Genomic DNA, 26,311 nt, shown 5'->3' on the forward strand with positions numbered 1-26,311 from the left:
TCAGACGCTCAGCCGGTATCCACAACGTTCGTTCAGCGTGAGTCAAGGAAACGGAACAGCTCCTCCTCTTGGTCAAAGTGCAGGCGCACCAGGGTATCGAGCCTGATCAATTGATGCTGAATTTCGTCGGCATCGGCCCTGGCCGATTCGGCATTGAAATCACGACTCATGCGCGCCAGCAAATGGATCAGGCGGAAGATCTCTCGGTGGGCGTGACTCATGGCTGACATCGGGTCCTCGCCTGGCAACCGTTGCGTTAAAAGCGGGTAAAGCAGCTGTTCATCATCATGCTCGTGGTGCGCCAATGAGGTTTGTAACCTGTCGACCAGCTCCTGCAGTTCGGTTCGTGCCTGTACAACCGGGCGCCGGGCGAAGTCAGCGGCCAGGTGGTGCAGGTCACTCAGCACGCTGGACAGTTGCCGGTGTTCATCCTGCAGCCGATCAATATGCTCTGCAGTCAGCATGCCCTTTCGACGCCCCCACAGTGGCCCCAATGCCCGCAACGCATTGAGGATAATCAGCACATCAATGCCCTCCTGCACCACAGCGCCGATGAGTGGCGCAAGAAAGCCGAGCGCCGCCGCGACCATGGCCAGCAACGATAGGCCCATGCCGGCCAGCACACCGACGACAGCGATATGACGGGTTCGCTGAGCGATGTCCAGGGCCTCGACCAGACGATCCAGGCGATCGACCAGCAGAACGACGCCTGCGGCTTGTGCCGAAGCGGTTGCACCGCTGGCCCCCATTGCCACACCAACGTTAGCCGCCGCCAATGCGGGCGCATCATTGATGCCGTCACCGACCATCAGCGTGGGGCTGCGCAAACAGCCCTCCTGCACAGCCCGCACCTTATCCTCGGGTGTCAAACCCGCGCGCAGCTCGTCGATTCCGGCAGACATTGCGATCATCTCGGCAGTTTCCGGGCGATCGCCGGTGAGCATGACGATTCTCTCGATCCCTTTGCAGCGTAACCGGCGCAGCGTTTGTGGAGTTTCGCGCCGAACAGTGTCAGCGAGGACCAAAAGGCCCGCCAGTTTTCCATCCACTTCGATAAAGCTTCCGCTACAGGCCAGATAATCCATGTGGCGAAGCATGGCGACAGCCCAATCGGTTTCGTAAGCGTCCTGATGAGCAAAAGACAGTGTGCCCAATCGCACCTGCTTACCGTCGATGCGCCCGCAAAGCCCCTCGCCCGGACTCTCCTGCACCTCGGTTGGCAGGCTCAGGGACACCCTGCGCTGTTGCGCTGCCTCGACAATGGCCTGAGAGATGGGATGCGTCGAAGCCTGTGCGAGCGAGGCCGCCAGGCCAAGCAATTGCTGCGGATCGGCCAGTCCATTGACTTCGATCGACTGCAGGCGCGCGTGTCCACTGGTCAGCGTGCCGGTTTTGTCGAAAAACACTTGTTTGATCCCGGCCAGCGCTTCCAGGGTGGCGCCATCCTTGATCAATATTCCGCGCCGCGCGGCTCGGGATATACCCGACATGATCGAAATGGGCACTGCCAGAATCAGAGGACAAGGCGTGGCCACCACCAGCACCGCCAACGCTCGCAAGGGGTCGCCGCTCAGATGCCACGCCAGCGCCGCCACCAACAAAGTCAACGGGATAAAAAACAGTGCATAGCGGTCAGCCAGGCGCACAAAAGGCGCGCGTGAACGGCGCGCCGCTTCGGCCAGCCGCACGATGGCAGCGTAGGTGCTTTGCGCAACCGTTCGCGTAGCGACCAGCAGAATGGGGGCGCCTACGTTGGAGACTCCGCTGGGCAACTGCTCACCTTCTCTTCGGGTCACGGGCAAGGATTCACCGCTGAGTGCCGACTCGTCCAGAATCGCTGTCGGGCTGAGCAAGCGACCATCGACCGGTACAACCTCTCCTAGCCGTACCAGCAATGTCTGATCTGGATGAATCTGTTCAACGGGAATCTGGCGTAAGCCCCCCTTCTCCTGCAACCAGGCAAAACGCGGTGCCCGATCGATAAGCGCACGCAGTTCACGCTCGGCTCGTTGACGGGTAAAGAATTCCAGCGTGCGACCGGTCGCCAGCATCAGAGCGATCACTGCTGCGACCAAAGCCTGCTCGAAAAACAGGGCGGCGCTGATCGACAACAGTGCGATCAAATCCACTCCTGCCTCACGTCGGGCCAATCGCCCGGCAATCTCGACGAGCAGAACCAATGCCATCGTCAGGCTGCCTGCGGCCCAGCAATACGATGCCCAATCATTCTCTTGCGCACGATGTGCAACGACACCAGCCAGCAACGCCAGCGTTGTAAGCAGCAAAAGCATGGGGTCCAGCCATTTACTGAACATTGCTCTTCACGCCTCTGAACCGAATGTAGCCCCGCCTGTTACCGGAGCTCTGCACCCGGGAGTTGTGGTCTTTTTGATTTAGCTCAAAGTCTTTCTATCGCTCCAGCGTAGAAAAAAGACATGGGCTTTGCCGGCCCATGCATTTCAGTCACCTGGAAGAGGACAAGATCATGAGCGACATCACCCTGCGCAATACCATTTTGGATGAGCTTGACTTTCAACCCGACATCGATGCCGCCCACATTGGCGTCAGCGTGGAAAATGGCATCGTCACACTGTCCGGCCACGTGAAAAGCTACGCTCAAAAAATCAGCGCCGAGCGCGCGGTCAAGGCGATCAAAGGAGTACGTGCCGTGGCTGAAGAAATACAGGTTCGCCTGGATAAGGGTGCAGGTACGGACGATGACACCATCGCAAACCGTGCCGTCAATATCATCTCGTGGCGTTCCGACACACCCGCCGGCGACATCAAGGTCGTCGTGCAAAAAGGCTGGGTAACCCTGGAAGGCCAGGTGGACTGGCAGTATCAGAAAGAAGTCGCTGAAAGTGCGGTGCGCAAATTGTCAGGCGTTGTCGGGGTGGATAACCGAATCACCCTGCGCCCGAGAGTGAAGGTCGTCGATATCCAACAAAGTATCGAAGAAGCCCTCAAGCGCAATGCCGAAGTTGATGCCAAGGGCATACGGATCAAGGTCGATGGCAGTGTTGTAAAACTCGAAGGCAAAGTGCATTTCTGGCGTGAGCGTGAAATCGCCGAACGAGCAGCGTGGTCGGTGCCGGGCGTCAGCAAAGTGGAAGACCAGCTATTGATAGCCTGAATCACGGCCCCGGAAATTCCCTGAATATCCGGGGCTGTCCATGCTACGCCGCCTCCATCGGGGAATCGTGTGTGATCACGACATGCTGATGCTGCCGGGCAACATGAATGAGGAAATTGGCATCTACGTGGGCCTGCTTTTTGAGTCCATATGCAGATCAAGTCCGGTGACGGCCAACAGCGCAAGAAAGAACTTGAGCGTTTGAGATTTCCTTGCGTCAAGTGACCGCCCGATGGAGGGCTGAACGGTGAACGCCTCTGAAAATTCCTGGATTGATATTCTCGGCAACGGCCGCCCGGTGTTGATCAGGTATGTCACGCAAGCAGATCAAGTTCGTGAATACGCTCTGGTCCGGCATTCGGCGCCTGAATCCCGGCATGCGCTTTTACTCAGGCAGCAGCACGCCCCCCACCAGACCCAAGCCTGTATCGCGCTGGCCCACGAGAATGGCCGCTTGATCGAAATCGGCGCCAGTCGCTATGCCGCGACGGGCAAATACCAGTGCGAATGCGCCGTGACCATCGCATCTGGCTGGAAACGCCTCGGTCTGGGAACGTTATTGCTGGAGTACTTGATCGACGCTGCCCGCGCCAATGGCGTCCACCACTTGTACTCGGTCAGCACCTCCAGCAACGCGCCCTTTCGTGAGTTGGCCAGATGTCTGGGTTTTGAAACCCACGACGATCCTTTCGACCCCCATAAGGTCATTCATCGCCTGTACCTGTAACGCCTGTGCAAAGTTTCAAGCCGACGCATCAACTTCTGGTATGACCCGAGCGCCTTGCCGCCACAAGTTGCTCGCCATTCGGAGGACGACACTCATGAACTCTCATACGCACACATTGCTGGACAAATTAATCGGCCAGCGACACTTCCATGACACATCGCACATACCGGCAGTGTTGCGTCAATACGCCGAGCCGCTACCAGACCTGGACTCCCCCGCTTTCGGGGACCTGTTTGATCGCTACGCTGACGCGAGGGTGGTGATGATTGGCGAAGCAAGCCATGGGACCGCCGATTTCTATCGAGCCCGGGCAGTCATCACCCAAAGCCTGATCGAGCGACACGGTTTTAATATCGTCGCAGTGGAAGCCGACTGGCCGGACGCCGGCCACGTAGATCAGTATGTCCGAGGTCTGGCGCACACGGCGTGGACGCGCCACATTTTCAGCCGTTTCCCCACCTGGATGTGGCGAAACGGCGAAGTAAAAGCCTTCGCCCACTGGCTGCATCAATTCAACCATCGGCAGAGCCCTCAACATCGCGTCGAGTTTCGCGGCCTGGATGTCTACAGCTTGCGCAACTCCATCCATGAGGTACTGAGTTATCTGGATCGGATTGACCCGAAATTGGCCCAAGAAGCGCGTCGGCGCTATGGGTGTCTGACCCCATGGCAGGATGATCCTTCTTTGTACGGTCATTTCGTCGAGCGTGGCGGCGTGATGCCCTGTGAGCAACCAGTGATCGAGCAGCTCAGTGCCATGCTGGCTGACCAATTGACGGGGCTTATCCAAAACAACGAAGCATTCTTCAATGCGACGCAGAATGCCCGCGTAGTGATAGCGGCCGAGCAATATTACCGCGCGATCTATCGGGGTTCGGCAGCCTCCTGGAACCTGCGAGACCGACACATGTTCGATACGTTGCGCGCAGTACTGGAACATCGGGGGCCGCAGGCCAAGGCTGTGGTCTGGGCCCACAACTCCCATATCGGCAATGCCGCCGCCACGGAAATGGGCTGGAAGGGGCAGTTCAATATCGGCCAACTGTGCCGCAATGCCTTTGGACGTGATGTGGTCCTGATTGGTATGGCCACCGACCGTGGTCAGGTCGCAGCGGCCGATGACTGGGATGGCGAGATGTTGATCAAGGACATTCGCCCTTCTCGACCAGACAGCTGGGAACATCAATTTCTCAAGGCCGGGGTTGCAGCATCATTGACGGACTGGCGTGCTCCGCAGCAAAAGGAGCTTCGCAGTGCTCTGTCCGCGGTCTTGCTGGGACGCGCCATCGGGGTGATTTACCGTCCCCAGACTGAACGCTTCAGTCACTACTTCGAGTCGATGCTGGCGGAGCAATTCGATGCCATGATCTGGTTCGAGCAAACCAGGCCGGTCACCGCGCTGCCGCTGCCGAAAAACCAGCGACTGGAAGCAGAAGATGAAACCTATCCGTTTGGCGTGTGATGAACCTGAAACGATGTTCAGCGTTATGGTTGACGACTATCGCGAGCAATTAGTGTTGGCAATCTGCTGCGACAGTAAGAACGACCCACTACGTCGTCCGCAGGTGCTGCTCAAACCAGTCGCCGGCGAGCCTGGCGACTTCTTCCAGCGTGCCAGGCTCTTCAAAAAGATGCGTGGCACCCTCCACGACTTCCAGCCGTTGCTCACACCGCAGGATTTGTGAGCTCCGGCGATTCAAGGCCAGTGTCATTGGGTCTTGTGCGCCAACAATCTGCAACGTTGGCGCCTTCACTCGGGCCAGGGCCGGCCCGGCCAGATCGGTTCGCCCACCCCGGCTGACCACTGCCCCTACCACCGACGCTCGCTCGGCGGCAGCCACCATTGCTGCCGCCGCACCGGTACTGGCGCCGAACAGACCCATGAGCAAAGAACACAACTCACGGTCCCGCCCGACCCAATCGATCACATCGATCAACCGTCTAGCCAGCAGGGAAATATCGAAGCGCAGGACCCCGCTAAGATTATCCAGGCGCTGCTCCGGTTCCGTCAGCAAGTCGAACAGCAGCGAGGCCAAGCCCCGAAGGGCTAATACATCGGCCACGTATTGATTGCGCGGGCTCAATCGACCACTCCCGCTGCCGTGTACGAAGATGACCAGGGCGCGCGCGTTCTCCGGCAAACGCAAATCGGCGGACAATTCAACGCCAGGCAGATCCAGGCATCTAAATTCAGCTTCAGGCATCGCGATGTTCCGTGCAGGAGACGCTCGGCAATTTTCGCTCCCAAGCGCGTTGCAAGAGATCGATGACTTCTTCGTCCGAGGTCTGGGGAAAATCCAGATACCAGTAGCCGATCGACATCATCCAGTCAGGAATGAGCGAACAGACGACTTCGTCCACTTGCATCGATAAATCCTCGACTGTTTCCCGAGGAGCAACCGGTACCGCAACGATGACGCGCTCCGGCGCCTGCATCTTTACCGCCTGGATCGCAGCCATCATCGAAGAACCTGTGGCAAGACCGTCGTCGATCAGGATGACCACCTGGCCCCTTACTTTCGGTGGCGGGCGGGTTCCCCGATACGCTTTTTCACGTCGCGACAGCTCCTGCGCTTCCCGGGCGACCACCGCCTCGAAACCGGCTCGATCGATCGGGTGCGCCCGCAGCGCATCCTCGTTGAGGATTTGTACACCGCCACTGGCTATGGCGCCCATGGCGTATTCGGGGTGCGAAGGGACGCCGAGCTTGCGTACCAGCATCAGGTCCAGCCGCACACGCAGGGCGGTGGCGACTTCATAGGCCACCGGGACACCGCCACGGGGCAAGGCCAGGATGATTACCTCAGGCCTGTCAGCGTATTTGAGCAAGGGTTCGACCAAGCGCCGACCGGCTTCGGCGCGGTTAGGCAAGGTCGTTTGCAGTGAGGGACTGTGGATCACGTTAACCTCCTGGGAAGTTGAAGAAGGAAGTTGAACAATGGCGATTCATGACCGCGCTAAACGGCCAGGATGCTGCACGTCACCTGGTACAGGACATGTTCGGTGGTGCTGCCCAACAGTTTGTCCATGCCGTGACGCTCGACTCTGCCCATCACAATCACGTCCATCTCTCGCTCATCGGCGAACGCTTGCAGCACGGCTACGGGATGCCCCTCGATGAAATGCCGCCGGTCAGCCGGCACGCCATACCGACCAGCCAGGTCGAGGAAGGATTTTTCATGGCCTTGGCGCAACTGACTGTAGAGATCCGGGAGGGTCAGGCCCCCGCCGCCCATATCACCCAGGAACAGCGCAGATGCGTCGCAGGCATACACCAGGTGCAACTCGGCCTGACACTGGATAGCCAGGCTGGACGCCTGCTGGATGATCCGCTCATTGAGCCCGTCCTCCTGTTCCAGGGTGTCGGCCACATCGACCGCTGCCACTACCTTGCGCGGCAAAGGATGATCACCTTCGCCAGGCAGGTACACCGGTACCGGACAATGACGCAACAGACGCCAGTCCAGTGGGGTAAAGAAACCGCGCTTGAGCGCGGGCTCGCGTTGCACCTGCTTGATCAACAGGTCGGGCTGCATTTCCGCGACATAATCGAGAATGTCTTGCTGCAGGTCATCGGCCCATTTCGCCTCCGCCGTCACCTCAAGCCCCCTGCTGCGCAGGTGACCGGTGTGGTATTCGAGCCAGTTGCGCTGGTCTTGCAGGTACTCTTCGCGTGCTTTTTCCCGATCGCCTTCTTCGAGTAGCGACAAGAGCTTCCAGGTTGGGATCAAGGCGGCGACGTGCAGGCTGGCACCACTGGCCTTGGCCAGCGCGGCGGCATGGTCCAGGGCTTTGGACTGGCGCAGGGCCGGGTTGATGATCAGCAATAATCGTTGATACTGGCTCATGATCGGACTCCACGAAACTTGCTTGTCGCTGCCCGCCACCCTGAACGAACCGCTTGCTGTCCGGTGACCAGGCACCTGTATGGATTTCAGAATCCACCGTGAAGGCGGCCTTGACGTTGATTTATGTCAAGTGCCTGTACGAGCAGGCGACTTGTGGTCAAGCGCACGCTTCGCGCCTTCGGCACACACCGTGTACAGCAGACTGATCGCCAGCACCGATGCCAGGATCGGTAACGGCAAAGGCGCCAATCCCAGCGAAGCGGCGATTGAGCTGTACGGCAGCCCGATCGCCAGCAGCCCGACCGCCAGGGCACTGACCATCAGTAGCGTTGCCGGGCGACTGCGATAGAACGGTTTGTAGGTACGCACAATGAAAATCGTCAGCAGCTGAGTCAGCAGCGACTCCACGAACCAGCCGCTGCGAAAAACCTCGGGCACCATCTGCGACAGCAGGTACAAAGCCACGAACGTCACGATGTCGAACAACGAGCTCACCAGCCCGAAGACCACCATGAAATTGCGGATCTGAATGATGTCCCAGCGATGCGGGGTACTTTGCCATTCCCGGTCAACGTTATCGCTGGCGATACCCATGGAGGGAATGTCCGACAGGAAGTTGTTAAGCAGGATCTGCTTGGCGAGCAGCGGCAGAAAGGGCAGCGCCAGCGACGCGAGGGCCATGCTGATCATGTTGCCGAAGTTGGCGCTGGAAACGATGGAAATGTACTTCAATGTGTTGGCAAACGTGTGCCGCCCCTCTTCGATACCCTCGCGCAGCACGTCCAGGTCGTGCTCCAGCAACACAAAGTCGGCGGCCTGCTTGGCCACGTCGGCAGCGTTGTCCACGGAGATCCCGATGTCCGCCACTTGCAGCGCCGGGGCATCGTTGATTCCGTCCCCCATGTACCCCACCACATGACCGGTCTTCTGCAGGGCGCGGATGATGCGCTCCTTCTGATTGGGGTCGACTTCGGCGAACAGGGTCGTGCGCGCCGCCAGGTGCATCAGCGCCTCGTCCTTCATTACTGCCAGCTCGGCGCCGGTAATGATGCGCTCCACAGGCAGGCCGACTGCCGTGCCGACATGCTGCACCACCAGGTGATTGTCGCCGCTGATGATTTTCACCTGCACTCCGAGCCTGTCGAGGGTGGCGATGGTTTGCGTGACTCCCGGTTCCGGCGGATCAAAAAACAACAGGAAACCGCGAAAGCTCATGTCTCGCTCATCCTCGCGGCCATAATGCATCTGCTCCGGCAGCTCACGCGTGGCAAGTCCCAGGACGCGGTAGCCCTGCTCGCTCCACTCGCCGAAGCGTTGCGCGATCAATGCCCGTTCAGCGGTGTCCAGTGCCACGCTCTGGCCCCCATGCCGCACCTGCGTACAGACCTGCAACACGTTGTCCAACGCTCCCTTGGTAATCATCAAGCGGGGAGCCGGCGGCTTCTGGCTGACCACCACACTCAGGCGCTTGCGCACGAAGTCATAAGGGATTTCATCGATTTTCCGCACCCCGTCGTCCGTCCCCAGGTCTTTGCCCGCGAGGGTGATGGCATCGTCCATGGCGTTGCGCATGCCGGTCTGCAGGCTCGCGTTGAGCACTGCCAGTTGCAGAACGCTCGGTGCTGCGATGCCTTCGACATCCATCGCTGCGTCCAGAACCACAACCCCGCGGGTCAGGGTTCCAGTCTTGTCGGTACACAGAATGTCGATGGTCCCGAGATTTTCAATGGCATTGAGGTGACGCACGATCACCCCCTTGCCGGCCATGCGCTGCGCACCTTTGGCCAGGGTGATACTGAGGATCGCCGGCAACAGTTCCGGCGACAGTCCGATGGACAGGGCAATCGCAAACATGAGCGTGTCGAGGGGGGGACGATGCAGCAGGATGTTGATGCCGAACACGACGATGGTGATCACCAGCATTACGCGCAGCAGCAGGCCGCCAAAGTGCCGCAGGCCTCGCTCGAACTCCGTTTCCGGAGGGCGTAGCGCAAGAGTTCTGGCGATATGACCGATTTCACTGTCCTGGCCGTAGCGGGTCACCAGAACTTCGGCCGAACCGCTGCGCACCGACGTGCCCATGAACACACAATTGTGACGCTGCGCGAGGGTGGCTTCCGGGGCGCAATCCCCCGGTGTTTTCTCCACCGGGTAGGTTTCGCCGGTCAGCAGGCCCTCGCCGATGAAACAATCGAGTGCCTGCAGGATACGACCGTCGGCAGCGATCAGGCTGCCGGCGGTGAGCACCAGAATGTCCCCGGGCACCACATCGCTGGCGGCAACATCCAGCAAGTGGCCCTCTCGCCGCACGGTCGCTCGCAAGGCAATCTTGCTGCGCAACTGCTCAACCGCACGGCTGGCACGATTCTCGTACCAGGCACTGAGCACCGCGCTGATCAGCACAATGCAACCAACGATTGCCGCATCCAGCCAGTCCCCCACCCACACGGCAATACCGGCGCCGGCGATCAGAATCAATACCAACGGCGTACGCATCTGCTCCAGCACCAGCCTGCCCAGTCCCTTGGGTCGATCCTTGATTGGGGCGGGGGGCTCGACGCCGTCGTGCCCTGGCTTGAGCGTGACTCAATCCCGCTGGCCCACTGTGCAAGCTAATGAACAATTGACTGACCGCCGGACTCCAGTAATCCGGGTTTGCCGCAAGGCCGTGCCCGTGAGCGGAGGAATGCCATTCCCGGTGCGCCAGCCAAAGGCCGGGAAGCATCGGCAACCAGAACGTCAGCCCGCGAAACAGCAAGGTTGCGGAAAGCGCCACCGCCACGTCGATACCGGCCCAGTGCATGGTGACGACGGCAGCCGCCTCGAACGCCCCAAGACCACCCGGCACAATGCCAATACTGCGCAAGACGCTGGCGAGCATGAACCCGGCAAACAGGCCCAAGGGCGGCGCCGAAACACCTAGCGAGCGCACCAGCACCCACAGGGTTGCACTGTCCAGAAGGATGATTGCCAGTTCCAGCAAGGTGATGCGCAACAGCAGAAGGCGGCTGCGCACCAGACGCCGGTCCGCGCCGGTCAGCAAGGCAAGGCTTCTGGCAACGATCGCCAACCGTTGGCCCGGCACATGGGTCATCAGTCGTGCATTGCCCGCCAGCCCCGGAGTGACAAGCGCCAGCAGCAGGCTGAATGCGACGAAGATCACGCAGGTGGTCAGCACGGCGGTGGTACCGTGCCCCTGAACAATGATGACCGGCAACGCCAGGCCCACCGACAAGGCATAGGCCAGAAAATACCCCGACAGGTCCAGTACCAGACACGCCAGCACCACCGGCCTGACAAAGCCCAGACGAACAAACGAGGCCACGACAGCGAACGCCCCGCTGATCCCGGAGGATGGCAGCGCCTGGTCGACAAACAGCTTCATCACGCTGAGCTTGCCCGCGACCCACAGGGACAGGTCCTGGCCCCCGGCCTTGAGCACTACGCGAAAGACCTGGCCCTGGGCGACGTATGTCAGGGCCTGCAGAACGAAAGCAACGATGAGCCATTGCGGCTGCGCCTGCGTCAGCAAGCGGCTGAAGGATTCGACATCGGTAAAATGCAGAGCAACCCCTACCACCGTCGCAAACATCGCGGCGCCCAGCAGCCAGGTCAGCCACAGGGCCGACCGGCTGTAATGCCGGCCACGTTCCAGTGCTGGCTGTCGGTCGATCTCTGAAACGGGTGGTTTTAACGACATGCCGTGCCCCTGCGCAAATGAAGGCACCCGGGTACTGGCGCTGCCATCAGTCGACCCCGGACGTGGGCTTGACGATCATCAGGCTGCAGGGTGCCCGGTTCGTCAACGTTTCGACCGTACTGCCGACAAAACCATCGACATCGCGTTGATAGGCCGACCCCAGCACCAGCATGTCAAAAGCATTCTGGCGGGCGAACAGTTCGATTACCTTGTGGGGAATGCCGGTCAGTTGATGCCGCCGAGGCTTGTCGATGCCGTAGCGTTCGGCGAGCGCATCGAATGCCTCTTGTTGGGTATCGGTAATCGCCTCGCACAAGCTGCGGTCCAGACTTGGTGTCGGCACACTCATCGCGGCGTCCCCCAGCACCGACCAGTTACAGACGTTCAACAGCTGCAACGTCGCGCCGGTTGCGTCTGCCAGGGTTTTGGCGAGATCGAGAATCCGGTCGTTGAGGCCCTGGGTCAGTTCTTCCAGATGAGAAAGGTCGATGGCTGCCAGTATTTTCGCAGGCACGGGATTGGCGCCTTCGCTCACCAGGTGCAGATGAGCCGGACAGTCGCGCAGCAATACCCAGTCCAGCGGCCGATGAAAGGCACGCTCGAGTGCCGGCACATACTGCATGTCCTTGATCACCAGATCGGCATGGAAGTCATTGATGTATTCGAGTACATGGGCGGGCGTGGTCCTGGCCCACACCACTTCGGTGCTGACTGGCAGTCCGGCGCTGCGCTGAAACTGCGCTTGCTGTTCCAGCCACTGCCGGTGCACTTGCAGATAGCCCTCCCGCGCCTGGGTCATGGCATTCGGGTCCAAGAGGCCCGCTACCGCCAGCGCCTGGACATAATCGAATGCCACGATGTGCAAAAGCGCTCCGGTTGCCCTGGCCAGCGCTTCGGCACGTTCGAAGGCCGGAGAACGATTCATCTCGGGGCGAGCGATCAACAAAATGCGTTTGAGTTTGAGCATCACTTTTCCCCGGCAATGCTTGGCTGATCCTGCCAGCCTGACGTCCCTGTTCCGACTCGTGACCGATCTCGATTACTTGCGCACCGCTTTTTCGGCCATGCGTCTTGCGCGCTCGTACGCCTCTTCAGCCGCTCGCTGCGCCTGCTCTGCCTTGAGCAACGCCTCATCGGCCCGAAGCCTGGCGGTTGCGGCGTTGTCCTCGGCGGACTCCAGCCGAGCGTCGAATTCTTCGGTCTGGCGATGACCGCAACCGCCAGTCGCCGCCACCAGCAAACCGAGCACGACGATGACCAAGCGCCTGTTCATGGTTTTCTCCTCAATGGATCAATGCTGAAGGCCGTGTTGGCTTGAGTATCTGGCGTTGGCCGCCGCCGGCTCTGATCTTTGTCAACAAATCGCTCGCTTGCGGCCGCTGCGGCCCGAAGCGCCATTGTTGATATTCCTCAACGAAATTTTGTCGGCCAGGCGTAGAAAAAAGACTTGGCCAAGGCTATTCGCGTCAAGGTCGAAGGTCCCGATCAAATGATCGATTCTGGAGGGCGGCCCCCGCCGTAACTTGATTTAAATCAAGCGTCACCCTCAGCGCACAGGTTCAATTGACGACTCGCCCTGAAGCGAAAGTAGATGATGAGTGACATATTCCATTGGTCGTTTTTTTTCTTTGCCGACGCCGGTTTGAGTGCCCCTGACAGACGGGCAACTATAATTAAACGCCCGTGTGATGGGGATCACATTCATGTCCGACACCAAAGCGTTGCAATTTCGTCGCCTCAAGTCGGCCTGCTCCAACTGCAGTGTGCTGGAGCTGTGTTTGCCGATCGGCCTGTCCGGGCCGGAGGTAGAGCGGCTGGATGCACTCATCGCCCAGCGCTTCAAAGTCAGGAAAGGCGCGGCCCTTTACCGTGAAGGTGATCCGTTGCGATCCCTGTATGCCGTCCGCCTGGGTTCATTCAAGACCAACTTGCTGTCCCTCGACGGGCGTGAGCAGGTCACCGGTTTTCAAATGCCGGGAGAAATGCTCGGCCTGGACGCCATCAGCACTGACTCCCATACCTGCAACGCCTTTGCACTGGAAGACAGCGAAGTCTGCCCGATCCATTTTTCCCATCTGGAAAAACTCGCGCAGCAACTGCCCTCGCTGCAACACAACCTGACCAAGCTGCTGAGCCGGGAAATCGTGCGCGACCACGACATGCTCATGTTGCTCGGTACGATGAACTCCGACGAACGCCTGGCAGCCTTCCTTCTGAACCTCTCGCAACGCCTGAACCAGCGCGGTTACTCGGCGAAAAACTTCGTACTGAAAATGCGCCGCGAGGAAATCGGCTCGTACCTGGGTTTGCGCCTGGAAACCATTTGCCGGGGCATCGCGCACTTGCGCGACAAGGATCTGGTGGAGATCTCCGGGCGTGACGTAAAAGTCCTCGACCTGGAAGGGCTCAAGCAGATGATCGCCGGTTGCCATCGCCCTGTCGGGCATTGATCTCGTCCAATCTGGAGCCTGCCTGTGCGCGCCATGGTTCTGCACTCGCCCGGACAGCCGCTGCAACGGGAAGAACGTCCGGTTCCCGTTCCCGGCGAACGGCAACTGTTGATCAAAGTCCTGGCCTGCGGTGTGTGCCGTACCGATTTGCACCTGTTGGACGGCGAACTGCCGCAAGCCGTGCTGCCTCGGGTGCCGGGGCATGAAATCGTCGGTGAAGTCACCGCTGTGGGTAGCGACGTCGCCTCTGAGTGGATCGGACGACGGGTCGGTGTTCCCTGGCTGGGCTGGACCTGTGGCAAATGCTCGTTCTGTCGATCGGGCCGAGAAAACCTCTGCGATCAGGCGCAGTTCACCGGCTGCCAACTGGACGGCGGCTACGCCGAGTACACCGTTGCCGATCCGCGATTCTGCTTCCCGATTCCCGATGCCCTGAGCGATCTGCAGGCCGCGCCCCTGCTGTGTGCCGGACTGATCGGCTTTCGTGCGTTGCAAATGGCCCGTGACGCCCGCCACCTCGGTCTCTACGGGTTTGGCGCGGCAGCCCACCTGGCGATCCAGATCGCCCGGGGCCGCCACCAACAGGTGTACGCCTTCACCCGGCCCGAGGATCACGAAAGCCAGGCCTATGCCCGCAAGCTGGGGGCCGTATGGGCCGGCCCTTCGGATCAACTGCCGCCTCATCCGCTGGATGCCGGCCTGATTTTCGCTCCGGTCGGCGCGCTGGTGCCTCTGGCGCTGTCGGCAACAGTCAAGGGCGGTTGCGTGATCTGCGCCGGAATTCACATGAGCGACATCCCCGCTTTCCCCTATCGTCTGCTCTGGGGCGAACGCATCCTGCGCTCGGTTGCAAACCTGACCCGTGAGGACGGCACTGCGTTTTTCGCCGAGCTGCAACACACGTCAGTGCACTGCGACGTCACCCGGTTTGCGCTGGATGAGGCCAATCAGGCCTTGGCCTGTTTGCGCAGTGGTCGGTTCAACGGCGCCATCGTGCTCACTCCCTGATGCTTGATCGACCACATTGTTGACGTGACCACAGGCATCGTTGTCATGCCAACGCGTAGTGATCTGGTTGAATAGTGATCTGGGTGAAGTTGCGGTAGCTGGCACCAGACCGCGGATCGCTCATCACCAAGCCGCCCTGTAAATGGCCAAAGCATCGTCATGGCTGACTTCGCGCGGATTGTTCACCAACAGTCGTTGCTGCAGCATCGCGTCACTGGCCAATTGTTCGAGGCAATTCCCGGGGACGTTGATATCACGCAGGCGAGCCGGCAGGCCGCAGCGCTGCGTCAGTTGCTCCAGTTCCGTAATCATCTGCTCGGCGAGGCTGCTGCGATCACCTGCCTGCAACCGGTCCCCAAGCAATGGCGCGGCAAGTTCGGCGTAATCCGCTTGGGCCATGGGCAGGTTGAAACGCAGAACGTGCGGCAGCACTAACGCATTGGACAAGCCGTGGGGAATATGGAAGTGCCCGCCCAGCGGATAAGCCAGGGCATGCACTGCAGCAACCGGTGCGTTGGCAAACGCCTGCCCGGCAAGGCAGGCACCGAGCAGCATGGCCTGACGTGCAGCGAGATGACCGCCGTTATGTACCGCTTGATCAAGGTTCGTCGCCAGCAGTCGCAACGCCTCGCGAGCGAGCAGGCTGGACAGCGGGTTGCGTTTGATTTTGCTGGTGTAAGCCTCGATGGCGTGGACCATCGCATCGATACCCGTAGCGGCCGTGACCTGTGGTGGCAGCCCCAGGGTGCAGACGGCGTCGAGGATGGCGAGATCCGGCAGCAGCAATGACGAAACGATGCCCATTTTGCTGGTTTCGCCGGTGGTGACGATGGCGATCGGCGTGACTTCCGAACCGGTGCCCGCCGTGGTCGGCACCTGAATCAACGACAGGCGCCTGCCCTTGGCCTGATCGACGCCGTACAACTGGTTAAGTGTCTGGGCATTGTCGGGATGGGCGAGCAACGCGACCAGTTTGGCGACGTCCATCGAGCTGCCGCCACCGAAACCGACAATCAGGTCGGCACCGATATGCCGGGCGCGCTCGACCGCCGCCAGTACGCAGTTTTCATGGGGGTCGGCGGATACATCACTGAAAATCGCCACAGCGACTTTCGCAGTACTGAACCCTGGCAGCAGGTCGTCAAGTAAACCGAGCCGGGCAATTCCCGGATCGGTGACGATCAAAACGCGCCGGGCACCGCGTTCCCGGCACAGGTTGGCGAGTCGTTGCACCGCGCCGGCTTCGCAGAGAATCTGCGCGGCGGTGGCAAAGCTGAAGGACTGCATCGACACGATTCCTTGTTTTTATGAGTGACAGGCCTGATCAGGCGTTGAAATCGCCGGCCGCAATTGCCATCAGGCAATTCGCTCCGCCCAGTAACGCTTCGCGATGAGCGCCGGCGCGGGGCAGCAGACGTCGCCAATAGAAGTCAGCAGTGTGCAATTTGGTTTGATAAAACTCACGATCAGGACTTCCTTGCGACAAGGCCTGCTGCGCGCAGACAGCAGCCTGCAGCCAAAGAGCGGCCAGCAGGACGTATGCCGAGTAGGCAAGAAAATCCACCGACACCGCGCCGATTTCCTGCGGATCGCGCTGACAGGCTTCGATGACCGAGGTGCCGAGTGCGCGCCATTCGGTCAAGCGCAGGCTGACTACCCGGGCCATTTCCTGCAGCGTTTCATGGGATTGGGCGGTATCAAGCCCTGTTGCCAATTCATCGATCAGCGCATCGAGCTCGGCACCGCCGTCGGCCAGCAGTTTGCGGCGTATCAGATCCAGCGCCTGGATACCGTTGGTGCCTTCGTAGAGTTGAGTGATGCGGCTATCGCGCATTAACTGCTCCATGCCCCACTCGCGGATATAGCCGTGTCCGCCATAGAGCTGCACGCCAAGGCTGGCGACTTCCTGCCCCACGTCGGTAAAGAACGCTTTGACAATCGGAATCAGCAGCGCTGCACGGCGCTTCGCCGCGTTATGTTCCTCGCCCATTCCCCCTTCCTGGTCCAGCTGCCGCGCGGTATAGGCAGCGAGCATCCGGCAACCTTCAGTCAGCGCTTTTTGCGTCAACAGCATGCGGCGCACGTCGGGATGAACAATGATCGGATCGGCGGCCTGATCAGGCGCGACCGCACCGGCCAGGGAGCGGGACTGTAAACGCTCACGGGCGTAGCTCAGGCCACCCTGAAACGCCGCTTCGGCAATACCCAGGCCTTGCAGGCCCACCTGGAAACGCGCGTCATTCATCATGGTGAACATGCAGGCCAATCCCTGATTCGCCTCACCAACCAGCCAGCCTTGCGCACCGTCGAAATTCATCACGCACGTCGAGGTGCCCTTGATGCCCATCTTGTGTTCCAGCGCACCGCAACCAAGACTGTTGCGCTGGCCATCGGGCAGAATTTTCGGCACAAGAAACAGGCTGATCCCCCTCACCCCCGGCGGCGCGCTCGGCAGACGGGCGAGTACCAGGTGGATGATGTTATCGGTCAGATCCTGCTCGCCACCGCTGATGAAAATCTTGGTACCCGTGACCCGGTAACTGCCATCACCTTCAGGCTGAGCACGGGTGCGCAACAGGGCCAGATCGGTGCCGGCATGAGGTTCGGTGAGGCACATGGTTCCGGTCCATTCACCGCTGACCATTTTCGCCAGATAGGCTTGTTTGAGCGCCGGGCTGCCGTGTCGATGCACGGCCAGCACCGCGCTTTCAGTCAGACCTGAGTAAATGCGAAAGGCCAGGGAAGCCGACATCAGCATTTCGTGAAAACATGCCGCAACCATCTGCGGCACGCCCTGCCCCCCGAACGCCAGCGGCCCGGTCATGCTGGCCCAACCGTTAGCAACGTATTGTCGATACGCCTGGCGAAACCCTCGTGGCGTGCTGACTTCACGGCCATGCATCTGACAGCCCTGCTCGTCACTGTTGCGATTGAGCGGAGCGATGACTTCGCCGGCAAAACGCGCCGCCTCCTCGAGGATGCCATCAATCGTGTCGCGGTCGAGCTCAGTGCGCATTTGCTGACAATGTTCAGTGACGTTGAACAGTTCGTGCAAAACAAAGCGCATTTCACGCAGTGGCGCCTGGTAAGTCATACCTCACCCTCCTGGACATTGAAGAAGTGCCTGCCGTCAGCAATCAATTGGCGGATCAGCGCTGCCGGTCGCCAGCACTCACCGAACAGGCTTTGCAAATGTTCGAGCCGTGCGGCAATCAGGGGTAAACCTTGTGCGTCAGCCCAGCGCATCGGGCCACCTGCGTCCTTGGGAAACCCGTAACCGTTGAGCCAGACTTGATCGATGTCATGGCTGTTGGCAGCGATCTTTTCTTCGAGGATTTTCGCGCCCTCATTGATCAAGGCCAGCAGGCAGCGCTCGAGGATTTCCTGTTTGGAGATCTCGCGGCGGCGATAACCCAGCCCATGAGAGATTTCGAGCACCAGCGCGTCGACCTGAGGATCGTGTTCGGCGTGACGGCTGTCCTCCGGGTAGCTGTAGTAGCCATGGCCGGTTTTCTGACCGAAGCGGCCAAGGTCGCACAGCGCGTTATCAACCTGTACCAAAGGTGCCTCCATGCCCTCCCCGGCCAGTTGCCGCGCGCGCCACTCCAGATCGATACCGACCACGTCATACATGCGGAACGGGCCCATGGCGAAACCGAATTGCTGCAATACCGCATCGACCTGATGGGGCAATGCGCCCTCAAGCAACAGCTTGCGCGCTTCGGCCACGTAGCTGGCGAGCATGCGATTACCGATGAAGCCGGGACAGTTCCCTGCGACGACCACAACCTTGCCGATCCGCTCGCCCAGCCTGCACGCAGCATCGAGCACCGCGTTGTCGGTGCGTGCACCACGGATGACTTCCAGCAGCTTCATGACGTGCGCCGGGCTGAAGAAATGCAGTCCCAATACTTGCTGCGGGCGAGCCGTGACGGCGGCAATGGCGTCGATGTCCAGCGCTGACGTATTACTGGCCAGAATGGCCTGCGGCTTGAGTTGGCGGTCGAGTGCGCGAAAGATTTCCTGTTTGAGCTCAAGGCTCTCGTACACCGCTTCGATCACCAGATCGACCTCGGCCAGCGCCGCATAATCGTGAACGGCCTGGACACGCTGGCGGTTGGCTTCAGCCTCAGGCTGGCTGATGCGCTGCTTGACGACCTGCTGCGACCAGATCTGCTCGATCGTACTCAACCCTGCGTCGAGAGTCGGTGTATTGCTGTCCAGCCAAAGCACTGGCAGTCCGGCGCTGGCCAGGCTGATGACGATGCCGCGACCCATGGTGCCGGCACCAATGACAGCAACCTGTCTGATATCCAAAGAGGTACTCACACGCATGCTCCAGAGACGAAAAGAACAGCCGCCACCCTAAGCACGCATCAGATATTTTTGAAATTTAGATTAACCATGGAATATATTTTTCCCATGAATATGTCGAACTTTGATCTGAATCTATTGCGCGTCCTTGACATGCTGTTGCGCGAGCAAAATGTCTCGCGCGCAGCTGAGCGGCTGGCATTGACGCAACCTACGGTCAGCAATGCACTGGCGCGGTTGCGTGACCTGCTTGACGATCCGCTGCTGGTGCGTGTCGGCCGTCGCATGTGCCCGACGCCTCGCGCACTCGCCCTCGAAGGGCCAATTCGCGCGGCACTCGGGCAAATTGAGCAGACGCTGGCTATCGGCGATGTCTTCCAGCCGCTGCTCAGCCACCGCCAGTTGCGCATTGCGTTGACCGATTTTGTCGAACAGCTGTGCATGCCACCCTTGCTGGCGCATCTGCAGACAGCGGCGCCGCACCTGCGCATCGACGTTGTGCACCTGGCACCCAATCTGCCGGCCGATGCGCTGGACCGCGGCGATCTGGACATGGTGCTCGGGCGCTTCAACGAGCTGCCGGCGAGGTTCACCCGGCAACTTTGGCGCCGGGAAACGTTGCGGGTTGCCGTGCGCCGCAATCATCCGCAGGTCAACCACTCTCTGGATCTTCAAACCTTCTTGCGGTTGCGCCACCTCTGGGTGCACGGCGGGCAAACCCGCGGAATGGTCGATCAATGGCTGGCCGAGCAGAATCTGCAACGACAGATCGTGTACACCACACCCAATTACTTGCAGGCCGCGCACCTTGTAGCAGCCACCGACCTCTGCGTTGTCCTGCCCACTCAGCTCGCCCAGCAGTTCGCCGAATTGCTGCCACTGGACTTGCATGATCTGCCGTTTGCGCTGGATCCGTTCGAACTGGATCTGGTGTATCTGAGCCATCGCCAACATGACCCGGCGCTGGCCTGGCTGTCGGAGCAGATCCTCGCCATCGCGCAGCCTTGAAAGCATCGAAAAATGAGATGGCCACCATGCCGCTCTGGTATTGGCTGCGCTTTGGCAGGCTACTTAGAGTGATTGGCCCTCAACAATAACAAGGAACACCCCATGCGTTTGCGACCCTCATTGCTGGCACTGGCCGTGCTTGCACCGTTGTCCGGCCTGGCAGCTACGCCAGCCAAGGATGCAACGGCCATCACCCTCGACAGCAACGCGCAATGGCTGCAACGTCTGCCATTTGCCGACCGTAGTGATTTCGAGGCCGCGAACCGTGGCCTGATCGAGCGTTATGACGCAGTGGTCAGCAACGGCGCGGGCAACAGTGTCTGGGACCCAGGTCAATACGCGTTTCTCAACAACGCTGACGCGCCTGGCACGGTCAATCCGAGTCTGTGGCGGATCGCCCGACTCAACAGCATCGCGGGGCTCTTCAAGGTCACCGAAGGCATTTATCAGATCCGCGGCCTGGACCTGGCGAACATGACTATTGTCGAGGGCGACAGCGGGCTGATCGTGATGGATCCGCTGCTGTCGGTCGAGACGGCAAAAGCTGGCATGGCGCTGTATTTCAAACACCGACCGCGCAAACCGGTCAACACAGTGATTTACACCCATCCGCACGTCGATCATTTTGGCGGCGTGCGCGGGGTGATCGATGAGGCCGACGTCAAGGCGGGCAAGGTTCAGGTCATTGCACCGCAGGGGTTTTTCGAGCACGCCATCGGTGAAAACGTATTGGCCGGGCCGGCGATGAAGCGTCGCGCCCAATACATGTACGGCGCCGCGTTGCCGCGCAGTGAGCGCGGTCAGGTGGATGCGGGCCTGGGCAAAGGAATTCCGGCCAACGCCACCATCAGCCTCATCGCCCCCACACGGGAAATCACCCAGCCGCTGGAACGGCTGACACTGGACGGCATTGAGGCCGAGTTCCAGCTCACCCCCGGCACCGAAGCCCCAGCAGAAATGAACATCTATTTTCCAGGATTCAAGGCATTGTGCATGGCCGAAAACGCCACGCACGTTCAGCACAACGTGCTGACCTTGCGTGGCGCGTTGGTACGTGACCCGAAAATCTGGGCACATTATCTCGATCAGTCATTACGCCAATACGGTGATCAGGCGCAGGTCGTTTTCGCCCAGCATCACTGGCCGACCTGGGGTGGCCAGCAAATACGCGACTACCTGGCCGATCAACGTGACATGTACGCTTTCATCGACAGCCAGACGCTGCGCCTGATCAACCAGGGCCTGACGCCAATGGAAATCGCGGCGACCCTGACAAGTCTGCCGCCGCAATTGGCGAGCAAGTGGTATAGCCGTGACTACTACGGCTCGTTGAGCCACAACGTACGCGCGGTCTACCAGCGTTACATGGGGTTCTATGACGGTAATCCCGCCAATCTCGACCCGCTGACGCCACGCGATGCCGGCAAGCGTTACGTGGCGGCCATGGGCGGTGCCGATCAGGTACTCAAGCAAGCGCATACCGCGTTCGACGCAGGCGACTATCGCTGGGTGGCGCAGTTGGTCAACCACTTGGTGTTTGCCGAACCGGACAACGTTCAGGCGCGACAACTGCAGGCCGACGCGCTGGAACAATTGGGTTATCAAAGCGAAAACGCCACATGGCGCAATGCCTACCTCAGCGGCGCACAGGAATTGCGCGATGGCGTAGCTGCCGCAAGCGGTGCCGGTGGCAACGCCGATGACATGGTGCGTGCCCTCACACCCACCCTGTTTTTTGATTACCTGGCGGTGCGCATTGATGCGTTCAAGGCCGCTGACCGCGACCTGACCATCAACTGGCGCTTTACCGACCTGAACGAGGATTACGCCCTGACCCTGCGCAACGGTGTATTGACCCACCGTGACCGAACCCGCCACGAGCACGCCGATGTCGAGGTCAGCATGGCCAAGTCAACGCTCGACCGCATTGCCCTCAAGCAGACCGGTTTTCTCAAGGAAGCCACCCTGGGCGACATTTCCATTCATGGCGAACGTTTGAAGTTTTTGCAGTTCATGGGCGGTCTCGACGAAGCGGATGCGCGATTCAACATCGTCACCCCTTGAATAGGCCGAGCGGTGTGTCAATCACCGCTCAACAATCCCGCCACGCCAATGACTGCCATGACACATACACCAGCGCCGAGGCTCAATATCGAACCCGGCGCCGGCATTGCACGCTCCGCCTCCAGCATCGCCAGGCCCTGACGATATCGCCGTCCGGGCTGACACATCATGACCAGCACCGGCACCATTGCGACGGCGGACTGCAGCCAATCGCCCGCCCGGAACGCCAGCACCGCTACGACCAGCAGCGAGACGGTCGTGCGTCGCCACGCCAGCTCAGTGCGTTCGGCCTGCAAGCCTGGATCAACCATGCCAACGCGGCCACAACACTACCGCGAGCATCAACGCCGCAAAGACGCAAGCGAGAGTCAACAAGGGCACCAACGTCGGCAGTGGCAGCGCCCGGCCCTGTCGCAATGCTCGCTCCACGCGCAGCCAGCGCAAGCAAGCCCCCGAACTGATCAACAGGCTTACGAGCATCAGGCTCAGCGCCATGCCCATGCGCAATGGCGGCGCGAAGGCGTTCACCGCCAGGGCTTCGACTGCGATGCCCCCTCCGAGCAATGCCAGGGAGGTGCGCATCCAGGCAAGAAAGGTTCGCTCGTTGGCTAATGTAAAGCGTGGGTCCGGCGGCTCGCCCTCGCCCAGCAACCGCTCGGTCCAGCAACGGGTTGATCGCTCGCTCATCAACGCACTCCGAAGCTGCGCAATGCGCCGGGCGAAAAGTACGAGAGGCTGGTGGCGAGGTTGAACACAAACGGGCGCTGTTGTTCGTTGATCAATCCGGAGACGTGATAGCGCGAGCTCTTGAGGTCATAAGTGACCTCCAGCGCGTTCACTGCCACCTGCCCGACCGGGTGATAAAAACTGTGTGCCGCAGTGGTGCGCCACAGCTCGCCGTGCTGATCGTAGACGTCCGCCTCCAGAATCGCCCAGGTATCTTCATCAACGTAGAAATGGCGTTGGGTGTAGATGTGCCTGGCGCCGGGCTTCAGGGTAGCGACCACTTCCCAGACACGGTGCAGTTCGTAGCGCGTCGGCCCCGGGTCGAGATGACCACGCTGGATCAGCCCGCTGTAGCGCAAGTCCGGGGACGCCAGCCGGTAGCTGTTGTAGGGCACATGCAGCAGTTTTTTGCCGAGCAATTTCCACTCGTACCGGTCGGGTGCGCCATTGAACATGTCGCGGCTGTCTGCGGTACGCAGTCCTGCCGTGCCGGGGCCGGTGGTGTCATAGTCGACTCCCGGGGCGCGGCGCACCCGTCGCTGGCCGGCACTGTAGACCCAAGAAAGGCGTGGTTGGGCGACTTGATCGAGCGTCTCGTGCACGACGATGGCATCGCCGGCCACACGTGACGGCGCGGTCATCCGGTAGGTGAAGTAGTACAGGATATTATCGGTCGCATCATCTGAGACGGGTTGCGGGAGAGCGACGTCCTGACGCGAGCTCATGCGCACGAAGCGACCGTTCTTCAGCGGCGTCACGCTGTCGGACATCAGGCTGTAGCTGGCGTTGCGTGGGCGTGTCAGATGGTTCCAGATCACCTGCAGGCCGTTGGCAGGAATGGGAAAGGCAATCGCCCCGGAAAAACCCTTCAAGCCATTGCCACCATCCACCAGCGTTGCATTGGCAGCATTGCGTGCTGCCGACAGGGCCACCGCTGAAGGTACGCCGGCACTGCGATGAGTCGGGTAGACCGGCAATCGCATTGTTTCGGGAAACCGCTTGAGCATGGCGATCTGGCCTGGTGTCAACTGATCCTGATACTGCTGCGCATTCGCGGCGGTGATCTCATAAAGCGGTTGTTCATCGGCGTATGGGTCAAGCGGCGTACCATTGCTGGCCAACCGAAACTGCGCGGTGTCGAGTCCGCCCTGCCAGGCTGGAATTCTGCCATCGGCGCTGGCGGCACGTTCCGCTCCCGCCGGGGTCAGGTGTTCGCCAAGGCCGTCCGCCGCCATCGCACCGGTGATCCAGAGCAAACCGAATAGCATCATGCATGTGGTCTTCATCGTCGTGCCCTTCAGAAAGTGACGCCCAAGCTCAGTGAGAGAAAATCGCGGTCGCCGCGCGTGCCGTAATCGCCGTCGATGTAATCGGTGTAAGCGAGACTTACGCTGTAGGTACTGGCGAGCGTCGCGTCCAGACCGACGCTGATGGCTTTCGAGCCCTCACTGAATGCCGAGCCCTCCAGCGGCCCTGTGCCGTGCACGTCATGAGCCCAGGACAGGTTCGGGCGAAAATCGAAACCGGCCAGAACATTGGGATAGGTCCACGTTGCGCGCACGCGGTAGCCCCAGGAAAACGGCGTGAGAAACCCTTCGTTGTTGCAGTGCTGCGGCGTTTTCGAGATGGCCTGACAAACGCGAGGATCGGCCAGTTCTCCGCTGTTGAATGTGCCCGAGCGTCCATACCGGGGGCCGCCGCGCCCCTCCAGACCGCCGACATACGTGGCGCCGATTTCGCCCACCAGCAGCAGCTGACTGGCCCCCATCATTTGACCGAACGAATGCAGGGCGGTGATTTGTGCCTGGGTCATTTCCTTGCGCCGGTAGCCATCGAACAGCGCACTGTCGCGGTCGGTTCTCAAACCTTCGCCCAGCAATGGCGAGCGACCGTCGATATTGAGCAGTGACTGAATAATGTCCGTGCCGTTGAGTTGCATCGGCATGTTCGGCCGATAGCTCAGTTCGCCCTGCAGCGCCGTTCCAGTACGCAGGGTGGTGGCGAACGAAAGCCCATACAGGCGAATGTCTTCCGGGTACTGGACCTGATATTGCGAAGTCCCCAGACGCAGTGCGCCAGTCAGCGACTGGCCTGCGGCCGAGGCCACAAATGCCCCGCACCCGGCAGCGCCAATACCCAGGTTGGCGCACAACTGCGGAGCAAACGCGGTGTTGTTGAAATACGGGCTGCTGACGGTGCCCATGTAAGGCGTGCGGCTGTGATAGTTGGCCGCGTAGGCGCCGAATTCGGTGTCCACAGCGCTGACGTACCAGCGCAGCGACAATCCCCATTGCCCGCCGTTGCGTGCGTCATCGTCTGCTGCGCGGGGAATGCGCACGCCCTCTTGCGTCAGGTTGACCCCCAACGGCGTCAACCCGGCCACGGCGGCAGGGTTACCCAGCAATTTGGCGCCGACATCAAGGCCATCGCAGCCGTCAGGCAGAAAATCGTTGTTGGAGAAAAACGTCGCGCAGTTGTCGAGTTGAGTCTGCTCCCAATCAAGTTGATAGAAAGCGTCGAACGACAGTGCCTCGGTCAGGTTTTGCGTGACATAGAACAGGTTGACCGGCACCAGCGCATCCTTGACTTCGGAACCCGGACGGCGCAGCGCGGACAGGTTGAACGGGTTGATGACGTTGAGCCCGCCCTGAATGAAGGTGCTTTCGCCCCAGTTCACCACTTGCTTGCCCAGGCGCACCGAGCCCGGCTGGCCGTCGATGTCGTAGAGGTAGTAGCCAAAAGCATCGAGCAACTGAGTGCCCGCGGTTTTCGCCGATCGCTTGCGGTTGTTGTCGGCGACCTTCTTGAAGCGCTGGTCATGATCGCGCAGCGCGGTGTCGTACCAATATGTGCCGCGTAAAAACACGCCAATGTTGTCACGCTTCAGCTCAAGGTCATGGGTACCCTTGAACACCGCCGAGAACACATCGCCGGAGGCGAAGTTGAGTTTGCCATCGTCGCTGTTGGCGCTGTTGTGCAACGCCGGATCAGGGTTGGCCGTGGAAATACTCGTGCCCAGGCTCAGCGCCGAATCGAACTGGGCTTCGAGATCGTTCCATTGAAATTGCAGAGCGACGGCAGGACTGGAAACACAACAGCAAGACAATAAAAAAAACGACGGTCGAGCGAGACCGCGAATATGCAATTGCATCACTCTTTACCTCTTATTGTGTTTATCGAGAGTGAGATTTCCGGGGATGTCTTGTAGCGGGGACAGCGGCCGCTGACTCAGCAGGCAAGCGGATTGTTGCGGTTGATCTGGGCCTCTTGTTATGTCTCTATGGATACTAAGTAGGCGCCCCGACCTGAACAAATAGCGTCTTCAGATAGTTG

At 60.2% G+C, this 26,311-nt stretch carries 22 protein-coding genes; 7 read left to right on the forward strand and 15 right to left on the reverse strand.

The genetic code is table 11. The annotated features are described in order from the left end of the window. Positions 1–32 precede the first annotated feature (32 nt). Positions 33–2,315, reverse strand: coding sequence for a heavy metal translocating P-type ATPase (locus tag I5961_RS14075; protein ID WP_227235547.1), 2,283 nt, complete (start codon positions 2,313–2,315; stop codon positions 33–35). 170 nt (positions 2,316–2,485) lie between these two features. Here I5961_RS14075 and I5961_RS14080 point away from each other — a divergent pair, with 170 nt between their 5' ends. The 3 genes from I5961_RS14080 to I5961_RS14090 all read left to right on the forward strand — a co-directional run bounded on the left by I5961_RS14080 (position 2,486) and on the right by I5961_RS14090 (position 5,322). After that, complete coding sequence (locus I5961_RS14080; RefSeq protein ID WP_085696450.1) at positions 2,486–3,133, forward strand: BON domain-containing protein; 648 nt, start codon at positions 2,486–2,488, stop codon at positions 3,131–3,133. Positions 3,134–3,380: 247 nt separating this feature from the next. Continuing rightward, positions 3,381–3,860, forward strand: coding sequence for a GNAT family N-acetyltransferase (locus tag I5961_RS14085; RefSeq protein ID WP_227235548.1), 480 nt, complete (start codon positions 3,381–3,383; stop codon positions 3,858–3,860). Positions 3,861–3,954: 94 nt separating this feature from the next. Continuing rightward, the gene (locus I5961_RS14090; protein ID WP_227235549.1) at positions 3,955–5,322 is read left to right on the forward strand and encodes an erythromycin esterase family protein; all 1,368 of its coding nucleotides are present in this window, start codon (positions 3,955–3,957) and stop codon (positions 5,320–5,322) included. 88 nt (positions 5,323–5,410) lie between these two features. Here I5961_RS14090 and I5961_RS14095 read toward each other — a convergent pair whose 3' ends face one another. From I5961_RS14095 to I5961_RS14125, 7 genes are all read right to left on the reverse strand, one after another. Further along, on the reverse strand, positions 5,411–6,064 hold the full coding sequence (locus I5961_RS14095) for a dienelactone hydrolase family protein (RefSeq protein ID WP_085696125.1): 654 nt from the start codon (positions 6,062–6,064) through the stop codon (positions 5,411–5,413). After that, a complete protein-coding gene (locus I5961_RS14100; protein WP_227235550.1) occupies positions 6,057–6,761 on the reverse strand; it encodes a phosphoribosyltransferase in 705 nt (234 codons plus the stop codon). Before I5961_RS14100 ends, I5961_RS14095 begins: the two co-directional genes overlap by 8 nt. 56 nt (positions 6,762–6,817) lie before the next feature. Continuing rightward, positions 6,818–7,708 (reverse strand): universal stress protein, encoded by an 891-nt coding sequence (locus tag I5961_RS14105; RefSeq protein ID WP_227235551.1) that lies wholly within the window; start codon positions 7,706–7,708, stop codon positions 6,818–6,820. A gap of 126 nt (positions 7,709–7,834) precedes the next feature. Then, positions 7,835–10,162 carry a magnesium-translocating P-type ATPase gene (gene mgtA, locus I5961_RS14110; RefSeq protein WP_227235596.1) on the reverse strand — a complete coding sequence of 776 codons (2,328 nt, stop codon included), beginning with the start codon at positions 10,160–10,162 and terminating at the stop codon, positions 7,835–7,837. Then, positions 10,053–11,408, reverse strand: a complete 1,356-nt coding sequence (locus tag I5961_RS14115; RefSeq protein ID WP_227235552.1) for a lysylphosphatidylglycerol synthase transmembrane domain-containing protein — start codon at positions 11,406–11,408, stop codon at positions 10,053–10,055. Before I5961_RS14115 ends, mgtA begins: the two co-directional genes overlap by 110 nt. 46 nt (positions 11,409–11,454) lie before the next feature. Further along, positions 11,455–12,375: a universal stress protein gene (locus tag I5961_RS14120; protein ID WP_085702059.1), complete on the reverse strand. Its 921-nt coding sequence runs from the start codon at positions 12,373–12,375 to the stop codon at positions 11,455–11,457. 72 nt (positions 12,376–12,447) lie between these two features. Continuing rightward, on the reverse strand, positions 12,448–12,681 hold the full coding sequence (locus I5961_RS14125; protein ID WP_085696120.1) for an Lpp/OprI family alanine-zipper lipoprotein: 234 nt from the start codon (positions 12,679–12,681) through the stop codon (positions 12,448–12,450). A 430-nt stretch (positions 12,682–13,111) separates the two neighbouring features. Between I5961_RS14125 and fnr the strand changes: the two genes are divergently transcribed. Both fnr and I5961_RS14135 read left to right on the forward strand, forming a co-directional pair. Beyond that, entirely contained in the window at positions 13,112–13,858 is a 747-nt protein-coding gene (fnr, locus tag I5961_RS14130; protein ID WP_085696119.1) for a fumarate/nitrate reduction transcriptional regulator Fnr, read from the forward strand. Between the two features lie 24 nt (positions 13,859–13,882). Continuing rightward, positions 13,883–14,866, forward strand: coding sequence for a zinc-dependent alcohol dehydrogenase family protein (locus tag I5961_RS14135; protein WP_227235553.1), 984 nt, complete (start codon positions 13,883–13,885; stop codon positions 14,864–14,866). 123 nt (positions 14,867–14,989) lie between these two features. On the opposite strand, the gene I5961_RS14140 is transcribed toward I5961_RS14135, so the two are convergent. Genes I5961_RS14140 through I5961_RS14150 form a run of 3 tightly spaced genes read right to left on the reverse strand, consistent with a single transcriptional unit; the run spans position 14,990 to position 19,195 of the window. Beyond that, a complete protein-coding gene (locus I5961_RS14140) occupies positions 14,990–16,153 on the reverse strand; it encodes an iron-containing alcohol dehydrogenase (protein WP_227235554.1) in 1,164 nt (387 codons plus the stop codon). A 37-nt stretch (positions 16,154–16,190) separates the two neighbouring features. Then, positions 16,191–17,960 carry an acyl-CoA dehydrogenase C-terminal domain-containing protein gene (locus I5961_RS14145; RefSeq protein ID WP_227235555.1) on the reverse strand — a complete coding sequence of 590 codons (1,770 nt, stop codon included), beginning with the start codon at positions 17,958–17,960 and terminating at the stop codon, positions 16,191–16,193. Next, positions 17,957–19,195, reverse strand: coding sequence for a 3-hydroxyacyl-CoA dehydrogenase (locus tag I5961_RS14150; protein ID WP_227232596.1), 1,239 nt, complete (start codon positions 19,193–19,195; stop codon positions 17,957–17,959). The genes I5961_RS14145 and I5961_RS14150 overlap by 4 nt, the downstream gene beginning before the upstream one ends. A 75-nt stretch (positions 19,196–19,270) precedes the next feature. Here I5961_RS14150 and I5961_RS14155 point away from each other — a divergent pair, with 75 nt between their 5' ends. Continuing rightward, a complete protein-coding gene (locus I5961_RS14155) occupies positions 19,271–20,188 on the forward strand; it encodes a LysR family transcriptional regulator (protein ID WP_085696114.1) in 918 nt (305 codons plus the stop codon). Positions 20,189–20,290: 102 nt separating this feature from the next. Continuing rightward, on the forward strand, positions 20,291–22,252 hold the full coding sequence (locus I5961_RS14160) for an alkyl/aryl-sulfatase (RefSeq protein WP_227232597.1): 1,962 nt from the start codon (positions 20,291–20,293) through the stop codon (positions 22,250–22,252). A gap of 17 nt (positions 22,253–22,269) precedes the next feature. Here the strand turns inward: I5961_RS14160 and I5961_RS14165 are convergent, their stop codons facing one another. Genes I5961_RS14165 through I5961_RS14180 form a run of 4 tightly spaced genes read right to left on the reverse strand, consistent with a single transcriptional unit; the run spans position 22,270 to position 26,129 of the window. Then, positions 22,270–22,563: a DUF202 domain-containing protein gene (locus I5961_RS14165; protein WP_227232598.1), complete on the reverse strand. Its 294-nt coding sequence runs from the start codon at positions 22,561–22,563 to the stop codon at positions 22,270–22,272. Continuing rightward, positions 22,556–22,939 carry a YidH family protein gene (locus tag I5961_RS14170; protein ID WP_227232599.1) on the reverse strand — a complete coding sequence of 128 codons (384 nt, stop codon included), beginning with the start codon at positions 22,937–22,939 and terminating at the stop codon, positions 22,556–22,558. Before I5961_RS14170 ends, I5961_RS14165 begins: the two co-directional genes overlap by 8 nt. After that, positions 22,939–24,249 (reverse strand): DUF1329 domain-containing protein, encoded by a 1,311-nt coding sequence (locus I5961_RS14175; protein WP_085696110.1) that lies wholly within the window; start codon positions 24,247–24,249, stop codon positions 22,939–22,941. Before I5961_RS14175 ends, I5961_RS14170 begins: the two co-directional genes overlap by 1 nt. A gap of 26 nt (positions 24,250–24,275) precedes the next feature. Then, positions 24,276–26,129: a DUF1302 domain-containing protein gene (locus I5961_RS14180; protein WP_227232600.1), complete on the reverse strand. Its 1,854-nt coding sequence runs from the start codon at positions 26,127–26,129 to the stop codon at positions 24,276–24,278. Between the last annotated feature and the right edge of the window lie 182 nt (positions 26,130–26,311).

The sequence above is a fragment of the Pseudomonas sp. IAC-BECa141 genome, assembly GCF_020544405.1.
Taxonomy (GTDB): domain Bacteria; phylum Pseudomonadota; class Gammaproteobacteria; order Pseudomonadales; family Pseudomonadaceae; genus Aquipseudomonas.